The 17,579-nt window shown below is 67.7% G+C and carries 19 protein-coding genes and 1 rRNA gene; 13 read left to right on the forward strand and 7 right to left on the reverse strand.

Going from position 1 to position 17,579, the window contains the following annotated elements; translation table 11 throughout:
• Nucleotides 1–157 precede the first annotated feature (157 nt).
• A 5S ribosomal RNA gene (gene rrf / locus AB0M24_RS30630) occupies nucleotides 158–274 on the forward strand.
• Nucleotides 275–334: 60 nt separating this feature from the next.
• On the opposite strand, the gene AB0M24_RS30635 is transcribed toward rrf, so the two are convergent.
• The 3 genes from AB0M24_RS30635 to AB0M24_RS30645 are packed head-to-tail and all read right to left on the reverse strand — an operon-like array spanning nucleotide 335 to nucleotide 3,024.
• Entirely contained in the window at nucleotides 335–1,387 is a 1,053-nt protein-coding gene (locus tag AB0M24_RS30635) for a hypothetical protein (protein WP_363775574.1), read from the reverse strand.
• Nucleotides 1,384–2,022 (reverse strand): dioxygenase, encoded by a 639-nt coding sequence (locus tag AB0M24_RS30640; protein WP_363775577.1) that lies wholly within the window; start codon nucleotides 2,020–2,022, stop codon nucleotides 1,384–1,386. The genes AB0M24_RS30635 and AB0M24_RS30640 overlap by 4 nt, the downstream gene beginning before the upstream one ends.
• A 57-nt stretch (nucleotides 2,023–2,079) precedes the next feature.
• The gene (locus tag AB0M24_RS30645) at nucleotides 2,080–3,024 is read right to left on the reverse strand and encodes a helix-turn-helix domain-containing protein (protein WP_363775580.1); all 945 of its coding nucleotides are present in this window, start codon (nucleotides 3,022–3,024) and stop codon (nucleotides 2,080–2,082) included.
• A gap of 113 nt (nucleotides 3,025–3,137) precedes the next feature.
• Here AB0M24_RS30645 and AB0M24_RS30650 point away from each other — a divergent pair, with 113 nt between their 5' ends.
• From AB0M24_RS30650 to AB0M24_RS30660, 3 genes are read left to right on the forward strand one after another with little or no spacing between them, the layout of a single operon-like run.
• Nucleotides 3,138–3,929: an alpha/beta hydrolase gene (locus AB0M24_RS30650; protein WP_363775584.1), complete on the forward strand. Its 792-nt coding sequence runs from the start codon at nucleotides 3,138–3,140 to the stop codon at nucleotides 3,927–3,929.
• Nucleotides 3,926–4,699 (forward strand): MBL fold metallo-hydrolase, encoded by a 774-nt coding sequence (locus AB0M24_RS30655; protein ID WP_363775587.1) that lies wholly within the window; start codon nucleotides 3,926–3,928, stop codon nucleotides 4,697–4,699. Before AB0M24_RS30650 ends, AB0M24_RS30655 begins: the two co-directional genes overlap by 4 nt.
• Before the next feature lie 25 nt (nucleotides 4,700–4,724).
• Entirely contained in the window at nucleotides 4,725–5,543 is an 819-nt protein-coding gene (locus AB0M24_RS30660; RefSeq protein ID WP_363775590.1) for a hypothetical protein, read from the forward strand.
• Here the strand turns inward: AB0M24_RS30660 and AB0M24_RS30665 are convergent.
• A complete protein-coding gene (locus AB0M24_RS30665; RefSeq protein WP_363775593.1) occupies nucleotides 5,540–7,747 on the reverse strand; it encodes a P-loop NTPase fold protein in 2,208 nt (735 codons plus the stop codon). The genes AB0M24_RS30660 and AB0M24_RS30665 overlap by 4 nt on opposite strands.
• Before the next feature lie 90 nt (nucleotides 7,748–7,837).
• Between AB0M24_RS30665 and AB0M24_RS30670 the strand changes: the two genes are divergently transcribed.
• Genes AB0M24_RS30670 through AB0M24_RS30680 form a run of 3 tightly spaced genes read left to right on the forward strand, consistent with a single transcriptional unit; the run spans nucleotide 7,838 to nucleotide 11,269 of the window.
• Entirely contained in the window at nucleotides 7,838–9,463 is a 1,626-nt protein-coding gene (locus tag AB0M24_RS30670; protein ID WP_363775596.1) for a circularly permuted type 2 ATP-grasp protein, read from the forward strand.
• 13 nt (nucleotides 9,464–9,476) lie between these two features.
• On the forward strand, nucleotides 9,477–10,424 hold the full coding sequence (locus AB0M24_RS30675) for an alpha-E domain-containing protein (protein WP_363775599.1): 948 nt from the start codon (nucleotides 9,477–9,479) through the stop codon (nucleotides 10,422–10,424).
• A gap of 2 nt (nucleotides 10,425–10,426) precedes the next feature.
• The gene (locus AB0M24_RS30680; protein ID WP_363775602.1) at nucleotides 10,427–11,269 is read left to right on the forward strand and encodes a transglutaminase family protein; all 843 of its coding nucleotides are present in this window, start codon (nucleotides 10,427–10,429) and stop codon (nucleotides 11,267–11,269) included.
• On the opposite strand, the gene AB0M24_RS30685 is transcribed toward AB0M24_RS30680, so the two are convergent.
• On the reverse strand, nucleotides 11,209–11,829 hold the full coding sequence (locus tag AB0M24_RS30685; protein WP_363776060.1) for a PadR family transcriptional regulator: 621 nt from the start codon (nucleotides 11,827–11,829) through the stop codon (nucleotides 11,209–11,211). The two genes, AB0M24_RS30680 and AB0M24_RS30685, sit on opposite strands and share 61 nt — an antisense overlap.
• Nucleotides 11,830–11,895: 66 nt before the next feature.
• On the opposite strand from AB0M24_RS30685, the gene AB0M24_RS30690 reads away from it, so the two are divergent.
• Genes AB0M24_RS30690 through AB0M24_RS30710 form a run of 5 tightly spaced genes read left to right on the forward strand, consistent with a single transcriptional unit; the run spans nucleotide 11,896 to nucleotide 14,376 of the window.
• Nucleotides 11,896–12,444 (forward strand): GNAT family N-acetyltransferase, encoded by a 549-nt coding sequence (locus AB0M24_RS30690; RefSeq protein WP_363775605.1) that lies wholly within the window; start codon nucleotides 11,896–11,898, stop codon nucleotides 12,442–12,444.
• A gap of 10 nt (nucleotides 12,445–12,454) precedes the next feature.
• Nucleotides 12,455–12,853 carry a cupin domain-containing protein gene (locus AB0M24_RS30695; protein WP_363775608.1) on the forward strand — a complete coding sequence of 133 codons (399 nt, stop codon included), beginning with the start codon at nucleotides 12,455–12,457 and terminating at the stop codon, nucleotides 12,851–12,853.
• The gene (locus tag AB0M24_RS30700) at nucleotides 12,850–13,326 is read left to right on the forward strand and encodes a RidA family protein (RefSeq protein ID WP_363775611.1); all 477 of its coding nucleotides are present in this window, start codon (nucleotides 12,850–12,852) and stop codon (nucleotides 13,324–13,326) included. Before AB0M24_RS30695 ends, AB0M24_RS30700 begins: the two co-directional genes overlap by 4 nt.
• A 56-nt stretch (nucleotides 13,327–13,382) precedes the next feature.
• Nucleotides 13,383–14,225, forward strand: coding sequence for a helix-turn-helix transcriptional regulator (locus AB0M24_RS30705; RefSeq protein ID WP_363775614.1), 843 nt, complete (start codon nucleotides 13,383–13,385; stop codon nucleotides 14,223–14,225).
• Nucleotides 14,200–14,376, forward strand: a complete 177-nt coding sequence (locus AB0M24_RS30710; protein WP_363775617.1) for a DUF397 domain-containing protein — start codon at nucleotides 14,200–14,202, stop codon at nucleotides 14,374–14,376. The genes AB0M24_RS30705 and AB0M24_RS30710 overlap by 26 nt, the downstream gene beginning before the upstream one ends.
• Here the strand turns inward: AB0M24_RS30710 and AB0M24_RS30715 are convergent.
• Nucleotides 14,361–14,783, reverse strand: a complete 423-nt coding sequence (locus tag AB0M24_RS30715) for a type II toxin-antitoxin system PemK/MazF family toxin (RefSeq protein ID WP_363776063.1) — start codon at nucleotides 14,781–14,783, stop codon at nucleotides 14,361–14,363. The genes AB0M24_RS30710 and AB0M24_RS30715 overlap by 16 nt on opposite strands.
• A gap of 89 nt (nucleotides 14,784–14,872) precedes the next feature.
• On the opposite strand from AB0M24_RS30715, the gene lepA reads away from it, so the two are divergent.
• Nucleotides 14,873–16,708: a translation elongation factor 4 gene (gene lepA, locus AB0M24_RS30720; protein ID WP_363775620.1), complete on the forward strand. Its 1,836-nt coding sequence runs from the start codon at nucleotides 14,873–14,875 to the stop codon at nucleotides 16,706–16,708.
• Between the two features lie 5 nt (nucleotides 16,709–16,713).
• Here the strand turns inward: lepA and AB0M24_RS30725 are convergent, their stop codons facing one another.
• A complete protein-coding gene (locus tag AB0M24_RS30725) occupies nucleotides 16,714–17,544 on the reverse strand; it encodes a LysR family transcriptional regulator (protein ID WP_363775623.1) in 831 nt (276 codons plus the stop codon).
• Nucleotides 17,545–17,579: the final 35 nt, after the last annotated feature.

The following is a 17,579-nucleotide window of genomic DNA, read 5'->3' on the forward strand; positions in this document are numbered from 1 at the left end:
CCAGAGGTGGAAGACCGGTAACGGTTGGAGCTGACTGGTACTAATAGGCCGAGGACTTGTTACAAAAATGCTACGCATCCACTGTGCGGTTCTGGGAGAACAACCAGAACCGATCGAACCCGCAGGATCGGGGTTCAGGTTGTGAATTCCATAGTGTTTCGGTGGTTATAGCGTTGGGGAAACACCCGGTCCCATTCCGAACCCGGTAGTTAAGCCCTTCTGCGCCGATGGTACTGCACTGGTTACGGTGTGGGAGAGTAGGTCGCCGCCGAACTTAATGTAGCCCTGCGGGTTGAGCGCCAAAAGCGCTCCCCGCAGGGCTTTTTCACGTTCCTCAACGACGGGAGATCGCCGGCACGAGGTCACCGTGCTTGGAGATCCCGCCGGTCCAGAGCGTGTTTCCGGCCGCGGCGGCACCGCGAACCACGACGTCGGGCGCAGACATCCGGATCCACGTGCGCAACGGCGCGTTCCACTGCAGCGCAACGGAAACGTCACCCTTGCCGCCGACCGCCCACACCTTGCCGTCCGCGGTCCGAACCACGGACTTCAAACGACCGTCCGCGATCCGCGGCGTCCGCGTGACCGTCCACTTGCGACCATCGAAGTGCGCCGCGTAAGGAAGATCACCGCGCTCACCGGACTTGCCGCCCACGACCCACACATCGTTGGCAGCGAAGGAAGTCACACCGCTCAGCCACGCACCCTGACCGGGCACCTCGACCCGCTGCCAGGACGAGCCGTCGAAGTGGAACAGCAGGGGAGTCTGCGGGTTGGTGTATGCCACACCGGCCGCCCACACGTCATCAGCGGCCCGAGCCGTCACGCTGACAAGCTCGCCCGGTCCGACATCGGGCAACGCCACGTGCTGCCACGTGGTGCCATTCCACGACTGCAAAGCAGGAACCCCGGTGCTGATCGTGTTGCGCCACGCGCGTCCCGCAGCCCACGCCTTTCCCGACACGGCAGCGATCGCCTCGGGCATCACGCCACCCATCACGTCCGGCGGCCCGCTCACCGGGTTCACCGCCAACGAGTGGCTCGACCAGGCAGAACCGTCCCAGTGCACGGTCTCCAAAGCCTCGGCCTTCAGATCCTCGGTGCGGCCGGCGAGCCAGATGTCCGACGAGCCGCCGACCGCGATCGCCTTGGGCAACGCCTGCTTCGGCAGCGGCGCCTGCTTCTGCCACGTGGAACCGTCCCACCGCAGCACCACGGATTCCAGCGTCCGCAACGACGTCAGCTCATAGCCGGTAGCCCAGGCATTCGAGCCCAAAGCGGCAACGGCGTTGATGTCGCCCTTCGCCAGCGGGACAGGCGTCTCCTCCCACACACCGGAGGAAGTGGGCGCGATCAGAGTCAGGCTGACCAAGAGCGCGAGCTTCACGGCGCACCCACCGTCGTCTTGATCACGAAGTCGAACGTGCCGCGATAGCCCGCGCCGGCCCGCTGAACCTGGATCGTGCAGACCCGGTTGATGAACTCGTCCCCGGCGTTCAAAGCGGCGAAGTCACGCCCGTACGCCTGCGTGTCGTCCGGGAAGTACAGCTGGGTCACCAAGGGCGGCCCGGAAGGAGCCTGGATCTGGACGTGGATGTGCGGCGCCCGCCACCCCCACTGCCCGAAGTAGTCGCGCGGGATGATCGTGTTGAGGTGGTACTCGCCGCGGCTGTTGGTGCGTTGGTGCCCGCGCAGCCCGAACCCGACGGTGTCGTAGTCACCGTTCTGGTCGCACTGCCAGAAGTCGAGCAACGCCCCGCTGATCACAGCGCACTGCGGGCTGTAGACCAGCCCGCGCAGATCCAGCCGCACGCCGCGCACGCTCGGCGTGACCAGGTTCGTGCGCTCGGGCGAGCTCGGCTTGAACAACGGGCCGTCCAGCGCGGGCGGCGTCTCGTGGCCCGCGCAAGCGGGCGTGACCTGCAACGGTCCGGCCTTCGCCACGGGTGCGGCCGACACAGCCGCACCTCCCGCGATGGCCACCGCGCCGGTCTTGAAGAAGGCACGACGGGAGTTCGGCATGGGCCCGAACGTAGCAGTCGTTCGAATTGAAACAAATCACTGACAGCAACACGACAGCTACTCGGCGCTGCGCCGCCACTCGCTCGGGAGCATGCCGAACGCGGCCCGGAACCGGCGGCTGAAGTGGGTGGGGTCCTTGAAACCCCAGCCCACCGCGACCCTGCCGATGGACCGGTGCCGCGCACTCGGGTGCACCAGCTCGGCCTTCGCGCGGTCGAGCCGGCTGGTGATGATCCACTGCTCCAGCCGCAGCCCGGCGTTGGCGCACACCCGGTGCAGGTGGCGAGGCGAGATCGAGAGAGCGGCGGCGATCGAAGCAGGCCCGAGGTCCGGATCGCGCAGGTGCTGGCGGACGTAGGCGCGGATCTGGACGACCAGCGTCTGCTCGACGACCTCGCGGGTTTCGGCCGCGTCGTCGACGGCCGTGGCGATGAGCGCGCGGGCAAGCTCGATGCTCGCGGCCCCCAGCATGCCCGCCGCCGGACTGCCGCTGAGCTGGTCCGCGTTCCGGGTGATGTCCAGGATGTGGCGGCTGAACAGCCCGTACAGCGGACTCGATCTCAGTCGCAGAGCTGCTCTCCGCACCAGATCGGCCGGCAGCGCCAGGTCCTCGGTCCACGTGTTGAGCGACTGCGCCGCGCCGAAACCACGCCACCCGAAGGTGAACGGCTTGCTGACGTCGACGACCAGGATCTCCCCGGCCGGTACTGCCCGAGTGATCGTCCCTGCCTGGTAGCGGGCCACACCGTGTTCGTGCACCCCGATGGCGATGTGCTCACCCGACGCGGCACGCGCGGCCTTCGCGGTGCGGACGTTGGCGAACCCGCTCGCCTCCGCGCGCAGGATCGAGGCGGTGCCGAACGACCAGAGGTCCACCCTGGCCCGCACCGGTTCGTCCTCCACGTCGACCCGCGTCACCCCGGACGCCTCGAGCATCGTGGTGATCAGCGCGTCCCGCCGTTCGCGTGGCGGAAGCGTCGCGGTGTCGAGCAGAACGGCCATGCCACCTCCCCCTGTCACGCGGCGGTGTGAGCCGACGGCACGGCGTTGTGGACCGATTCGGCGCGCTTGTCCGATCTTAGGCTCGGATCTCCCGACTGCGGAGAGGCTGCGCCATGAAGTCCATCGTCCTGGTCCACGGTTTCTGGGTGACGCCGCGCAGCTGGGAGCACTGGGTCGACCACTACCAGCGCGCCGGCTACCACGTCGTCGCGCCCTCCTACCCGGGCTTCGAGGTGGAGGTCGAGGCGCTCAACGCCGACCCGTCACCGATCGAGGACGTCACCGCGCCCGAGATCGTCGAGCACCTCGAGTCCGTCATCAGGCAGCTCGACGAACCGCCGATCATCATCGGTCACTCCGCGGGCGGCGCGTTCACCCAGGTGCTGCTCGACCACGGCTTCGGCGCGGCCGGCGTGGCACTCAACTCCGCGCCGACCGAGGGCGTGCTCGTCACCCCGTTGTCCCAGATCAAGTCGACTTTGCCGGTGCTGAAGAACCCGGCCAACCGGCACAAGGCGGTCGGCCTCACCCCGGAACAGTGGCGCTACGCGTTCACGAACACCTTCACCGAGGAGGAGTCGCTGGAGCTCTACCAGCGCTATCACATCCCGGCGTCCGGGCGGATCCTGTGGGGCAGCGTCCTCGCCAACTTCATCCCCGGCCCGCAGGACATCCACGTCGACTACCACAACGACAAGCGCGCGCCGCTGCTGTTCGTGTCCGGCAGCGAGGACCACATCATGCCGCCGTCGGTGCAACGGTCGAACGCCAAGCACTACAAGTCGGACACCGTCACCGAGGTCAGGGAGTACGAGGGCATGGCCCACCTGCTGCCCGCGCAGAAGGGCTGGGAACAGGTCGCCGACGACGTCCTGGCCTGGGCCGTGGAGCAGGCAGGCTGGTGAAAGACGTCCGCATCACGCACATCGGTGGACCCACGGTCCTCATCGAGGTCCGCGGATGGCGCCTGCTCACCGATCCGACGTTCGACGCCCCCGGCCGCAGGTACTCCTTCGGCTGGGGCACGTCGTCGCGCAAGCTGACCGGCCCGGCGATCAACGCCCGCGACCTCGGGCCGATCGACGCCGTGCTGCTCACCCACGACCACCACGCCGACAACCTCGACGACGCCGGCCGCGCCCTGCTCACCACGGTCGGCACGGTCGTGACCACTGCTTCCGGCGCTCAGAGGCTGGGCGGACGCGGCCTCACCCCGTGGGCCACCACTCTTCTGGACGCTCCTGGCCGACCGTCGATCGAGATCACCGCGACACCGTGCCGGCACGGTCCACCCCTGTCCCGTCCCATCACCGGTGACGTCATCGGTTTCGCCCTGCGCTGGGACGGCCAGGAGCACGGCGCGTTGTGGATCTCCGGAGACACCGTGCTGTACGACGGCGTCCGCGAGGTCGCCGGCCGTGTCCAGGTCGACCTGGCCCTGATCCACCTCGGCGGTGTGCGCTTCCCGATCAGCGGCCCGCTGCAGTACACGATGACCGCGGCCGACGCCGTCGAACTGTGCCGCCTGGTGCGGCCGCGCACGGTCGTCCCCGTGCACTACGAGGGCTGGCAGCACTTCCACCAAGGCCGCGCCGCCGCCGAGTCGGCTTTCGCCGCCTCTGATGTCCGGGTTCGCTGGCTGCCGCTGGGCATCGGAACAGACCTCGCCGAGTGAGCGGCAGCCTCGCTAGCTTCAGGTCATGAGGATCTTCGCGTTGATGTGCCTCTTGTTGTCGACGATGGCGGTACCGGCTCACGCCTCACCGATCCGCTGCTCGACGCCGTCCGTCTCGACCTTCCACACGGCGAACACCTGGTACGAGAACCTGGAGTTCGACGGCAACACCATCTGGCTCTCCAACCTCACCGGCAACGCCGTCGAGCAGTACCGCCTCGACGGCACGTTCCTGCAGTCCATCCCGTTGCGCGCACCTGGTGCGATCCGGCGCGGGCCTGGTGGCCTGTACGTCAACTTCGGCAACGACAACCCGGAAACCCGCCCCCAGCCGTCCGGCGTCGTCCGCCTGACCCCGAAGCCGGAGGTCTGGATCGGCGGCGACACCCTGAGTTCCGCCAACGGCGCCGAGTTCGACGCCCGCGGTCACCTCTACGTCTCCGACCCGTTCACCGGCCTGTACGAGTTCGACCGCCGCGGCGCACTGGTCCGCCACCTCGACATCGCCTACCCCAACGGCATCGTCACCATCGGCAACACCGTCTTCACCAACATCCTGATCGACCCGAAGTCCGCCATCGTCCGCATCACCGGCGACCGCCAGACCCGCCTCGAACTGGGCGCCCCGGACAAGGGCCTCGACGACCTCGCCGTAGGCCCGGACGGCATGCTCTACGTCACCGCCTACACCAGCGGCGAGCTGATCAAGGTCGACCCGTGGACCGGGGCCCACTGCACCCTGCTGTCCGGTCTCAAGAACCCGACCGCGGCCCGTTTCCTGCCAGGCACGCGCACTATGTTCGTCACCCACGCCTCGGGCTCGGTCCTGAAGGTGCGGATCTAGAACAACCTGTTCGCGAGGCCCGCAACCGCTTGCGCATCGCAGTCGCGCAGCAACTCACGCAGGTTCTGCGCGGCCTTGCGATCGGAGTAGGCGAACCCGAGCTTGGCGATCGCCGCGCCCCACCGGACGTCGTCGCCGACCGCGTCAGCCAGGTCCTGCCACGCACCGCGCAACCGGTGCAGGTACGCGGGCCACCTGGTCGCGATCTCGGCGACGGCGACCAGGTGGCACGCCTGCTCGACGTCGACCGACAGGAGCACGCGCAGGTAGAACTGCCAGACGTTGAGCAGCCGCTTCTCCTCGCGCACCGACTGCTCCGGTTGTGCCCTGAGGCGCCGCAGGAGGTGTTCGCGCACGTCCGCGTGCTGCTCGATCGCGATGACGACCCTCTCGAAGTCCTCCGAGTTCAACAACAACCCGTCGAGTTCTCCAGGCTCGAAGGTTGGCAGAGGAGGCAGTGTCGGCGCCGGTCCGGCGTCGTCGGTGTGCACCGGGCCGAGGTGGGCGAGCAGGATCTGGTCGACGTTGTCCTCGGTCGTGCGCGGCAGCCGGACGGGTAGTTGCACCAGCTTGCGCAGGAACGTCCACCCCGGACTCGGGTCGTCCGGGTGCGTCACGATCTTCGCGTCGGCGAGCTCCTTGTAGGCGTTGTCGACGTGTGCCGCGACCACGGTGGTGTCCAGGCCCAGCACGAATCTCGTGGCAGGGAAGTCGTCGGACAGGAACACGTTGATCGCCTCGAACACCTGGGCCGTGGTGCGCGGCGTGCAGCGGTCGAGGTCGTCGATCATCAGGATGACCCGGTAGTCGTGCATCTGCAGGTCGTGCAGCAGCTCGCGAACGTCGTGCTGCACCAGGTAGAGATAGCCGGAACGGGCGTTGTAGTACGGGTCGCGGATCAACGGATCCGTTGTGGTGCCGGAGAAAGCGTTGCTGACGACCGGGCCTGCGAACAGCTCGCCCGGCAGGAACGCCGATGCCTTGCCGAAGAAGTATCTGAACGCCGTGTGCAGCACGCCGGCGCCTGCCAGGCCCGCGGTCACCCACCACGCCCAGCCGAAGTTCCACTTGGCCAACGCGTTCAGCACCGACAGGCCGAAACCCAGTCCCGCCAACGTCAGCAGCGGCGACAGGATTCGCTTCCACAGCTGGCGTTGCAGGTGCCGGCGGTCGACGCGTCGAGCGTTGCGGGAGAACCAGTAGCGCTCGACGTTGTTGCGGTGCGGCATGATCGCGGACTCGGTGGCCTCGGTGACGGCCTTCGCGAGTCCTGCCCAGACCTGTTCGCTCGACTGGTGCCGCCACGGGTTGAACGACACCACGAGCGGCTTCATCATCGGCTTGAGCTTCGTGGGCCTGCGCAGGGGTGGTTTCATGCCATCTGGCGGCGAGTAGAGCATCCGATCCGCCATGCACACGGTGAACCAGAGCCGCTTCCGCACGGACGTGGGCGGCGTCGGCAACCTGTTCTTGAGCAGCTCCAGCAGCGTGCTCTTGCCCGAACCCCAAGCGCCCTCGACGGTGAGCACGGTCGGACCGTCGTCCACATCGTCCGGACGCAACACGTCTCGCAGTGCGTCCACGAGCGTGCCGCGGCCGAGCAGGTCCTCCGTCGCGACGCGGTCACTGAATCCGCGCGTGGTCACCGCACCGATGAACGGCGACAGGACCACGTGGGCGACCCAGATGCGCAGCCTGCCGGTCGTGCCGCCGGACGCGATGCGGGTACGCCCGTCGCGACCGCGATACGTCACCAGCGTCGAGACGCGGGACGGCCGGCTCCGGCTGAGCAGCTTGCCGGTGCGCGGGTGCCAGAGCCGGACGGAGCCGCCCTCGCTTCCCGACACCAGCCACGGCCCGCCCGAGTCCGGATATCCGGCGAGCGAGGTCACCGGAGTGCTGTGCCCGGTCAGCCGGTGGAGCTCCGCGGAGTTCTGGGAAACGACGATCTCCGTGCCCTCTGCCCTGGCGGAGAGGTCCGCGATCTGCAGCGACACCGCCGCGCCGTAGACCCTGCCGCGGGAGTCGCGAACTGGTTCGTGCGAGCCGGTCAGGGCGTCCACGACCTCAGGAGGCCGGTCGTCGAAGTGGACCACCAGCTGAGGGCTCGTCGGGTCGCTGTTGGCCGCGAGACCGACGATGGGCGTGCCGAACTCGATGGTGCGTTCGAGCTCCATCTCGGGCACACCCGCGGCTGAGGTCACGCCTGGGAAAGTACCGAGTTTCGTTTCGCGGAGGTTTCTGTCCGGTCGGACTAGTGCGAAAACGGGCTGAACAGGGTGAAGATGTGGACCATGGAACGCCGAGCCCGCACCTCAGGACTGCGCCGCAGCCGCACGGTCACCACGCCGAGGCTCGGTGAGCTGTTCAACGGCTATCTCAACCCCGCGCGACCGCACGCGGGGGCTTACGACGAGATGTTCTCCACCGACAACGGGGTGCGGAGTGCGTACCGCGCGTTGTACGAGTCGGTGGCTCCGTCGCAGGTCAACGACCTGAACGCGCGGTCGGAGGCCCTCGGCAGGGCCTTCGTGGACCAGGGCATCACGTTCTCGCTGTCCGGTCAGGAGCGGCCGTTCCCGCTCGATCTCATCCCGCGCATCATCACGGCGAGTGAGTGGACGAAGCTCGAACGCGGCATCGTGCAGCGGGTGCGGGCGATGGAGATGTTCCTCGCGGACATCTACGGCGACGCTCAGATCGTCCGGGATGGAGTGTTGCCGAGGCGTCTCATTACGTCGTGCGAGCACTTCCACCGCGAGGCGGCCGGCATCAACCCGCCGAACGGGGTGCGCATCCACGTCGCGGGCGTCGACCTCGTTCGGGACGAGCAGGGTGTGTTCCGGGTTCTTGAGGACAATCTGCGGTGTCCGTCCGGCGTCTCGTACGTCATGGAGAACCGCCGGACGATGGCGCGCGTGTTCCCGGACTTGTTCGCACGGCATCGCGTGCGCGCGGTGGGTGACTACGCGGTGCACCTGCTCAGGGCCTTGAGGAACGCGGCGGCGCCCAACGCTGCGGATCCGAACGTTGTGGTGCTGACGCCTGGCCTGGCGAACTCCGCCTACTTCGAACACTCGCTGCTGGCGCGGCAGATGGGTGTGGAGCTGGTCGAGGGGCGCGACCTGTTCTGCCGCGACAACTTCGTCTACCTCAGGACGACCGAGGGCGAGCGGCAGGTCGACGTCATCTACCGGCGCATCGACGACGACTTCTTGGACCCGGTCCATTTCCGGCCGGACTCGGTGCTGGGCATCGCGGGGCTGTTGAACGCCGCGAGGGCGGGCAACGTTGTCATCGCCAACGCGGTCGGCAACGGGGTGGCGGACGACAAGCTCGTCTACACCTACATGCCGGAGATCGTGCAGTACTACCTCGGTGAGAAGCCGTTGCTGCCCAACGTCGACACGTTCCGGTGCTGGCTGCCCGACGAGCGGGCGCACGTGTTCGACCAGCTCGACGAGCTCGTGGTGAAGCCCGTCGAGGGCTCTGGCGGGTACGGGATCGTGTTCGGGCCGGACGCGTCGCCCAAGGAGCTGAACTCGCTGCGGAAGCGGATCAAGAACAACCCGCGCGGGTGGATCGCGCAGCCGGTGGTGCAGCTGTCGACGGTGCCCACGAAGGTCGGCGACAAGCTGGCGCCGCGGCACGTCGACCTGCGGCCGTTCGCGGTGAACGACGGCAACTTCATCTTCGTGCTGCCCGGTGGGCTGACGCGCGTGGCGTTGCCGGAGGGCAGCCTGGTGGTGAACTCGTCGCAGGGTGGCGGGTCGAAGGACACCTGGGTGCTCGCTCCGAAGTCGTCCACTGTGGAGCGCGAGCTGGCGGAACCCGGGCTGGCGCCGACCGCCGCGATGGAGTCGGCGATCGCCGAGCAAGGGCCCGAGCTGACCACTTCCCAGCAGCAACAGCAGCAGTAAGGAGGCGCGCGAAATGCTGGCACGCAACGCGGAGTCGCTGTACTGGATCGGCCGCTACGTCGAACGGGCGGACGACACGGCGCGCATCCTGGACGTCTCGGTCCACCAGCTGCTCGAGGACGCGACGGTCGACCCGGACGCGACGTCACGGCAGCTGCTGACGGTTCTCGGGATCACGCCGCCGGTCGGGGCCGACCAGTTCGACGTGTGGTCGCTGACGGAACTGGTGGCGTACAACAAGGACAACCCCAGCTCGATCGTCTCGTCGGTGAACAGCGCGCGCGAGAACACACGTGGTGCGCGCGAGGTCGTGTCGACCGAAATGTGGGAGTGCCTCAACGCGATGTGGAACGCCGTCGCGGAACGGCAGACCTACGCGCGCACGATGGGGCCGCACGCGTTCTTCAGCTTCGTGGAGGAACGGGCGGCGATGTTCGCAGGGCTCGCGGACTCCACGATGTCGCGCGATGACGGGTGGCGGTTCCTCGTGCTCGGGCGCTCGGTCGAGCGCGTCGACATGATCGTGCGGTTGCTGCTCGCGCGCGTTGGCGACAAGGCTTCTTCTCCTGGCTGGGTAACGGTTTTGCGCTCGGCAGGCGCGCACGACACGTATCTGCGGACTTATCGCGGTGCGTTGGACGCGTCGCGGGTGGTGCAGTTCCTGTTGTTGGACAGACTGTTCCCGCGGTCGGTGTTCCACGCGCTGCGCCAGGCCGAGGCGTGCCTGGAACAGCTGGAGAACCAGCCGTCGGTGCGGGTCGGCGCGCGAGCGGAGGCTTTGCGGTTGCTCGGCAAGGCTCGCAGTGACCTGGAGTTCCTGAGGCCGCACGACCTGTTGCCCGACTTGCCGAAGCGATTGGCCGCGCTCCAAAAGACGGTTCGCGACGTCGGTGAGGCCGTGTCGCAGCAGTACTTCCACTCGGCGCCGTGGGTCGCCTGGACGAACGCCGAGGTGGTGTGACCATGAGCTGGCGAGTGCGTGTTGTGCACACGACGGGCTATCGGTACGAGGCGCCGGTGGTGCAGTCGTACAACGAGGCGCGGCTGACACCGCGCGGTGACCGCCGTCAGAACGTGGTGGTGTCACGCGTCGAGACGAACCCGGCGACCCGTGCGTACCGGTACACCGACTACTGGGGCACTGAAGTCACGTCGTTCGACCTCCACGCGCCGCACAAGGAGCTGAAGGTCGTCGCGTCGTCGGTGGTGGAGACGAGCGGTGAGATCGAACCCATCACCACTGGCACATGGGCGGACATGCGCGAGGAGAACCTCGTCGACCGGTACACGGAGTTCCTGGAGCCCACGCGCTACACGCCGCGCAACCGCGAGCTGCTGGCCAAGGCGCGCGAGCTGAAGAAGGGGCTGTCGCCGTCTGACGCGGTTTTGGCTGCCTCGCAATGGGTGTGGGAGCAGCTCAAGTACCAGCCGGGGTCGACGGGCGTGCACAGTTCGGCCGTCGACGCGTGGCGGGAGAAGAAGGGCGTCTGCCAGGACTTCGCGCATCTGACGTTGGTGTTGTTGCGCGGCATGGGGATTCCTTCGCGCTATGTGTCCGGGTACCTGCACACGAAGAAAGACGGCGCGCTGCGAGAGACAGTGCGCGGCGAGTCGCACGCGTGGATCGAGGCGTGGACCGGCGGGTGGTGGGGGTACGACCCCACGAACGCGATTCCGGTGGGGCCACGACACGTTTGGGTGGCGTTGGGGCGTGACTACGCCGATGTGGCGCCGTTGAAGGGCATCTACTCCGGAGGAGCGTCGACGGTGCTGGAGGTCACCGTCGATATCACCCGCCTCGCCTGATCTCCGGTGCGCGGGGCGGTGTCCGGCCACTCGCTGACGACGCCCTCCGCCCATTCCGCCCAGCGCCGGACGGCCTCGGCCTGCTCCCACATGAACTTGAGCACCAGTGAGTTCACGTGCAGTCGTTCGGGGAATGGGCCGCCGGTCACCAGCAGGTCGGTGCCGAGCTCGGCGTGGTGCTCGCGGGCGGCTTCGGCGTCCGCGCGGATCGCCGCGATGGTGCCGAGCAGCTGGTCCTTCGTGCCCTGCTCGGCGAAGAGGACCTTGACCAGACCCTCGAACTCGACCAGCGGCCCGCTGCCGGGCGTGGCGAGCCAGGCCGTCAACGCGCCGCGGCCCGCCTCGGTGATCTCGTAGACCGTGCGCGGCCGACGACCGACGTCCTCTCTCGTGGCCGTGGCGAGGCCGAGGGCGACGAGCTTCTTCGGCTCCTCGTAGAGGTGGCTCTCGGCGCGCGGCCAGTAGTACCGGATGCTGCGTTTCATCTGCTGCGCCAGCTCGTAGGTCGACCAGCGGCGCAGCGCGAGCAGCCCCAGGATCACGTAGGTAGTCGTCGTCATCTTCACTTGACGAATACTCCCAACTGGAGGAAATTTACTCCAGTTGGGAGTATAGGAGCCGCCGCCATGGATCCTGCAACTCGACAGGTCGTGCGTGACGCGACGCCCGACGAGCCCGCCGCCGTCGCCGCGCTGCTGGCCGACGTCTACGCGGCCTTCCGCCCGCGGCTGAGCGACGACGCCTGGCCTCGCTACCTGGGCGAGATCGTCGACGTCCGGAGCAGGCTCGTGGACTCCCAGCTGATCGTCGCGGACCACGACGGACTGCTCGTGGGGACCGTCGCGCTGTATCCCGAGGCCACGCGCTCGTCGTTGGAGCACTGGCCAGAGGGGTGGGCGTCGATCCGTGCGCTCGCTGTCCGTGCGGATGCCCGTGGTCTTGGCGTGGGCCGTTCTCTCGCCGTGGAGTGCATACGCAGAGCACGGCTGTGTGGCGCGAAAGCGATCGGGTTGCACACGGCGTCGTTCATGACATCGGCGACCCGGCTCTACCGCAGTCTCGGTTTCGAGCGCCGTCCCGACGACGACATCGAGGTCGGCGAGATGTTCATCGGCAGGCCGCTGCCGCCCGAGTTCTCGTGGCAGGCGCAGGCCTACTGGCTGGACCTGGCGTGAGGAGTGACCAGTGGACAAGTGCGTGCTCATCCGTTCCGGCGCCGGCTCGGTCGGCTCGACCGGTGTCACCTACGGGGCCGGGATCTCGGCGGCCAGCGCCGGTTCCCGCGCCCTGTGCCTGGAACTCGCCTCCCTGCCGCCTGGCGCGTTCGCTCGGGCCCATCTGCACGAGGGGCACGAATCCGCCGCGTACGTGTTGAGCGGCGAGCTGACGCTGTTCTTCGGCGCACGACTGGAAGAACACGTCGTCGCGCGTGCGGGCGATTTCCTTTACATCCCAAGTGGTGTGCCGCACCTACCCGCCAACAAGGGCACCGAACCCGCCGTCGCGGTCCTCGCGCGCACCGATCCCGACGAGCAGGAGAACGCCATCGCGTTGCCCGAGCTGGACGAGGAGGTCACGAGATGAAGATCGAAGCCAAGCTGGAGGAGATGGGCCTGCGCCTGCCCGCGCCGTTGCAACCGCCGCCGGGTGTCGTGCTGCCGTTCGAATGGGTGCGCGTGCGCGGCAACCGCGCCTACATCTCCGGGCACGTCCCGCTCAACGACGACGGCACGCTCGCCGGGCCGTTGGGTCATGTGGACACCGAGGTCTCGGTCGAGGAGGGCTACGAGGCCGCCCGCCGCGTCGCGCTGGCGCACCTGGCCAGCCTGCAGCGGGCTCTCGGCGACCTGGACCGGGTGACCGCCTGGCTGCGCGTCTTCGCGATGGTCAACGTCGCGCCCGGCTTCGACCAGACGCCACGGGTCACCAACGGCTACTCCGACCTGATCCTGGAGCTGTACGGCCCGGAGATCGGCGCGCACGCCCGTTCGTCGATCGGCATGGCCATTCCGCTCAACGCGCCCGTGAACTGCGAGGCCGAGGTGGAGATCGCCTAGTTTTCACCCGAACGAGCCTGTTTCTTGGAGCTGGGGCAAGACCTAGCGTCGAACCTATGACTGTGATCACGGCGACGGTGTGCAGCAGGGCTCTGGGCGACGAGCTGCGCCGGCTTCGGGAGACCTGCACGGAGTTCGGTGGTGCCCAGATGGCGGCGCGGCTGGGCTGGCACGCGAGCAAGGTGACCAACGTCGAGAAGGGCAAGGCGCGCGCGAGCGAGATCGACCTGGTGCAGTACCTGACGATGTGCGGCAAGGACATCGACTACTTCGAGGATTTTCGCCGCCAGTACAAGGACGCGTTCGACGAGTACATCGTGCAGGTGTCGGGCAACCTGCGGACGCTCGCCTTCGCCGAGTCGACGGCCAAGACGATCACCAGCTATGACCCGCACACCGTGCCAGGGCTGGTGCAGACGCCGGAGTACGCCGATGCCCTGTACCGACTTGGTGGGTTCGTGGCCGAGGAGCGCATTCCTACGGCCGTCCAGTTCCGCATAGACCGTCAGGCGGTTCTTCTGCGACGCAATCCTCCGGATTGCTTGTTCTACGTCCATGAGCTGGCGCTGCGGCAGGTCGGAGACGCGCGAATCATGGAGGACCAGTACGCCCGGCTGCTGTTCAGTGCGCAGGTCATCCGGCTCGTGCCTGCGGAAGTGGTGGTTCCGTCGTTCGGGTGTGTCTTGTGGGAGTACGAGAAGTCGTTGCCGGTGGCCTTCGGCGAGACCGACCTGGTGAACGTGTTCGTGCAAGATCCAGGCGCTATCGCGCGGACCCGGCTGCTCTTCGAACACCTGGAGAAGGTCGCGTTGGATGCGGAACAATCGCGGAGGAAGCTGGCCGAGTACGTCAGCCCACCGCGAGAGGAATTCGATGGACGAGGACCGCGTCTGGCGTAAGAGCAAGTACAGCGGCGCGACCGAGGACGGCAACTGCGTCGAGGTGTCGTTCGCTCAGGACGTGCTCGTTCGTGACTCCAAGAACGCCGGCGCGGGCACGCTGATGTTCAGCGCACCCGCGTGGCGTGCGTTCGTTCAGCGCCAGCCGTGACGTTCGCGTAGGGCGTCCACGACCTGGCCGAAGGCGGCGGGTGCCAGCACGGCACCCTCGCGGCGGATGTCGTCGTCCGAGTCGAGGGCGAAGACGCGGTCGAGGCGCAGGTAGGAGGGGCGGCCCTCGCGGTCCCACGCGCCGGCGCCCAGCTCCAGGTAGTCGTCGCGCGGCTCCTTCGACGAGAGCATCAGCGCGACCAGCTCGCCCTTGGCGCGGCCCACGACCAGCAGCGGGCGGTCCTTGCCGCGGTTCGCGTCCTCTTCGAAGGGCACCCAGGCCCAGACGACCTCGCCGGGGTCGGCGTCGCCGTCCATCGAGGGTTCGTACTCGAGCTTCGCGGCCTCGGAAGCGTCGAAAATCTCGCGGACCGCACCGTGGTCGGGGCGGGGGTCCTCACCGTTCATCAGCACGAACGCACCCTAGTGGTGCAGGGCACACCGGCCGCTATGGGACCATAAGGGGACACCCGTCCGATTTCCTGCTGAGGACCACCTTGACCACGTTCGCCGACACGACGTTCACGCCGCCGGAGCTCATCCGGAACTTCTGCATCATCGCGCACATCGACCACGGCAAGTCCACGCTGGCCGACCGCATGCTGCAGATCACCGGCGTGGTCGAAGCGCGGGCGATGCGCGCTCAGTACCTCGACCGGATGGATATCGAGCGCGAGCGCGGTATCACCATCAAGGCGCAGAACGTGCGTCTGCCGTGGCAGGTCGACGGGCAGGACCACGTTCTGCACATGATCGACACGCCTGGCCACGTCGACTTCACCTACGAGGTGTCCCGCGCGCTGGAGGCCTGTGAGGGCGCCGTGCTGCTGGTCGACGCCGCGCAGGGCATCGAGGCGCAGACGCTCGCGAACCTGTACCTGGCGATGGAGAACGACCTCACCATCATCCCGGTGCTGAACAAGATCGACCTGCCCGCCGCGGACCCGGACAAGTACGCCAAGGAGATCGCGCACATCACCGGCTGCGAGCCGGAGGAGGTGCTGCGGGTCTCGGCGAAGACCGGTCTGGGCGTCGGCGAGCTGCTGGACGAGGTCGTGAAGAAGGTCCCGGCCCCGGTCGGCGTGGCGGACTCCCCGGCCCGCGCGATGATCTTCGACTCGGTCTACGACACGTACCGCGGCGTCGTCACGTACATCAGGGTCGTCGACGGCAAGATCACGCCGCGCGAGCGCATCAAGATGATGTCGACGGGTGCCACGCACGAGATCCTCGAGGTCGGCATCGTCTCGCCCGAACCGAAGCCGTCGCGCGGCCTCGGTGTCGGCGAGGTGGGCTACCTGATCACCGGCGTGAAGGACGTGCGCCAGTCGAAGGTCGGCGACACGGTCACGTCCGAGAAGAAGGGCGCCTCGGAGCCGCTGGCCGGCTACCGCGAGCCGCGCCCGATGGTCTACTCGGGCCTCTACCCGGTCGACGGCTCCGACTACCCCGAGCTGCGCGAGGCGTTGGACAAGCTCCAGCTCAACGACGCTGCATTGACGTTCGAGCCGGAGACCTCCGCGGCTCTCGGCTTCGGTTTCCGCTGCGGCTTCCTGGGGCTGCTGCACCTGGAGATCACGCGCGACCGCCTGGAGCGCGAGTACGGCCTCGACCTCATCTCGACGGCGCCCAACGTCGTCTACCGCGTGGTCATGGAGGACGGCTCCGAGATCGTCGTGACGAACCCGTCCGACTGGCCGGAGGGCAAGCGCGCCGAGGTGTACGAGCCCGTCACCAAGTGCACGATCATCGCCCCGTCGGACTACATCGGCGCGATCATGGAGCTCTGCCAGACCAAGCGCGGCCAGCTCGGCGGCATGGACTACCTGTCCGAGGACCGCGTCGAGCTGCGCTACACGATGCCGCTCGGTGAGATCATCTTCGACTTCTTCGACTCGCTGAAGTCCCGCACGCGCGGCTACGCCTCCCTCGACTACGAGGAGTCGGGCGAGATGATGGCGGACCTGGTCAAGGTCGACATCCTGCTGCAGGGCGAGGCGGTCGACGCGTTCAGCGCGATCGTGCACAAGGACTACGCGTACGCCTATGGCACGCGCATGGCCACGAAGCTGCGCGAGCTGATCCCGCGGCAGCAGTTCGAGGTGCCGATCCAGGCCGCGATCGGTGCGCGCGTGATCGCCCGCGAGACGATTCGCGCGATCCGCAAGGACGTTCTTGCCAAGTGCTACGGCGGTGACATCACCCGTAAGCGCAAGCTGCTCGAGAAGCAGAAGGAAGGCAAGAAGCGCATGAAGATGGTCGGCCGCGTCGAGGTGCCGCAGGAGGCCTTCGTCGCCGCGCTGTCCACGGACGAGCCGAAGGGCAAGAAGTAGTTCTGTTACGGGAGGGTCGCCGCCAGCGCGGCGACCCTTGCCGTGCGGCCGCCGGTGCGCCAGCAGAGCACCCAGCGCACGGGTGGTGAGCTCGTTGCGAACGGCACCATCGCGAGAGTCGGCCGGGCGAAGTAGTCGGCGGCGTGCGCGGCCAGCGGGCACACGCCCTCGTTCGCGGCGATCCGTGCCATGAGGTCCAGAAGCGTTGCCGGGACTGGTGGTTCGGGGTCGCGGCGGTAGGGCGCGGCACGTCTCCCCGCGCGGAACACCACTTCGCCGTCGAGGTCGTCGAGGGTGACCTCCTTGCGGCTGGCCAACCGGTGCTGTCGTGCCACGGCCAGGACGACCGGTTCCGTGTACAGGACCGGGCCTTCCTTGAACCCTGGCTCGTCGACGGGTGCGTTGGTGACGGCGACGTCGACCTCGCCGGTGCGCAGCAGGTCGAGCGGGTCGGCGAAGCCGGTCTCGCGGAAGACGATCTCGACGCCGGTCTTGCGGAGCTTGGTGAACACCGGGGCGGCGAGTTCGGCGACCGCGGGTGCCTCCAGACCGACGGTGAGCACGCCGGTGATCCCCTTGCCCGCTGCGATGGCTGCGGCGATGCCGCGTTCGATGCGGTCGTGTCCCGCGCGGACGTCGGCGTAGAGGGCGGCACCGATTGGGGTGATCGCGACTTTTCTGCTGGTGCGTTCGAACAAGGCCACGCCGAACCGTCGTTCCAGCTTCGCGATCGTCTGGCTCACGCGCGCCTGCGACACGAGCAGCCGCTCTGCCGTGCGTCCGAAGTGCAGCTCCTCGGCGAGCGTCAGGAAGATCTCGATGTCCCGCCGTTCCATAATCTCCAGGTTATCAGTCGATGCTTTCTGTGAGA

It is taken from the genome of Lentzea sp. NPDC051838 (assembly GCF_040681245.1).
Taxonomy (GTDB): domain Bacteria; phylum Actinomycetota; class Actinomycetes; order Mycobacteriales; family Pseudonocardiaceae; genus Lentzea.

Excerpts from the sequence above, each read along its gene's own strand:
- AB0M24_RS30685 (WP_363776060.1), bottom strand. The coding sequence starts at position 11,829 with ATGACGACGACTACCTACGTGATCCTGGGGCTGCTCGCGCTGCGCCGC.
- AB0M24_RS30710 (WP_363775617.1), top strand. The coding sequence starts at position 14,200 with ATGGACGAGGACCGCGTCTGGCGTAAGAGCAAGTACAGCGGCGCGACC.
- AB0M24_RS30700 (WP_363775611.1), top strand. The coding sequence starts at position 12,850 with ATGAAGATCGAAGCCAAGCTGGAGGAGATGGGCCTGCGCCTGCCCGCG.
- AB0M24_RS30690 (WP_363775605.1), top strand. The coding sequence starts at position 11,896 with ATGGATCCTGCAACTCGACAGGTCGTGCGTGACGCGACGCCCGACGAG.
- AB0M24_RS30680 (WP_363775602.1), top strand. The coding sequence starts at position 10,427 with ATGAGCTGGCGAGTGCGTGTTGTGCACACGACGGGCTATCGGTACGAG.
- AB0M24_RS30675 (WP_363775599.1), top strand. The coding sequence starts at position 9,477 with ATGCTGGCACGCAACGCGGAGTCGCTGTACTGGATCGGCCGCTACGTC.
- AB0M24_RS30645 (WP_363775580.1), bottom strand. The coding sequence starts at position 3,024 with ATGGCCGTTCTGCTCGACACCGCGACGCTTCCGCCACGCGAACGGCGG.
- AB0M24_RS30705 (WP_363775614.1), top strand. The coding sequence starts at position 13,383 with ATGACTGTGATCACGGCGACGGTGTGCAGCAGGGCTCTGGGCGACGAG.
- AB0M24_RS30725 (WP_363775623.1), bottom strand. The coding sequence starts at position 17,544 with ATGGAACGGCGGGACATCGAGATCTTCCTGACGCTCGCCGAGGAGCTG.
- AB0M24_RS30660 (WP_363775590.1), top strand. The coding sequence starts at position 4,725 with ATGAGGATCTTCGCGTTGATGTGCCTCTTGTTGTCGACGATGGCGGTA.
- AB0M24_RS30715 (WP_363776063.1), bottom strand. The coding sequence starts at position 14,783 with ATGAACGGTGAGGACCCCCGCCCCGACCACGGTGCGGTCCGCGAGATT.
- AB0M24_RS30640 (WP_363775577.1), bottom strand. The coding sequence starts at position 2,022 with ATGCCGAACTCCCGTCGTGCCTTCTTCAAGACCGGCGCGGTGGCCATC.
- AB0M24_RS30670 (WP_363775596.1), top strand. The coding sequence starts at position 7,838 with ATGGAACGCCGAGCCCGCACCTCAGGACTGCGCCGCAGCCGCACGGTC.
- AB0M24_RS30650 (WP_363775584.1), top strand. The coding sequence starts at position 3,138 with ATGAAGTCCATCGTCCTGGTCCACGGTTTCTGGGTGACGCCGCGCAGC.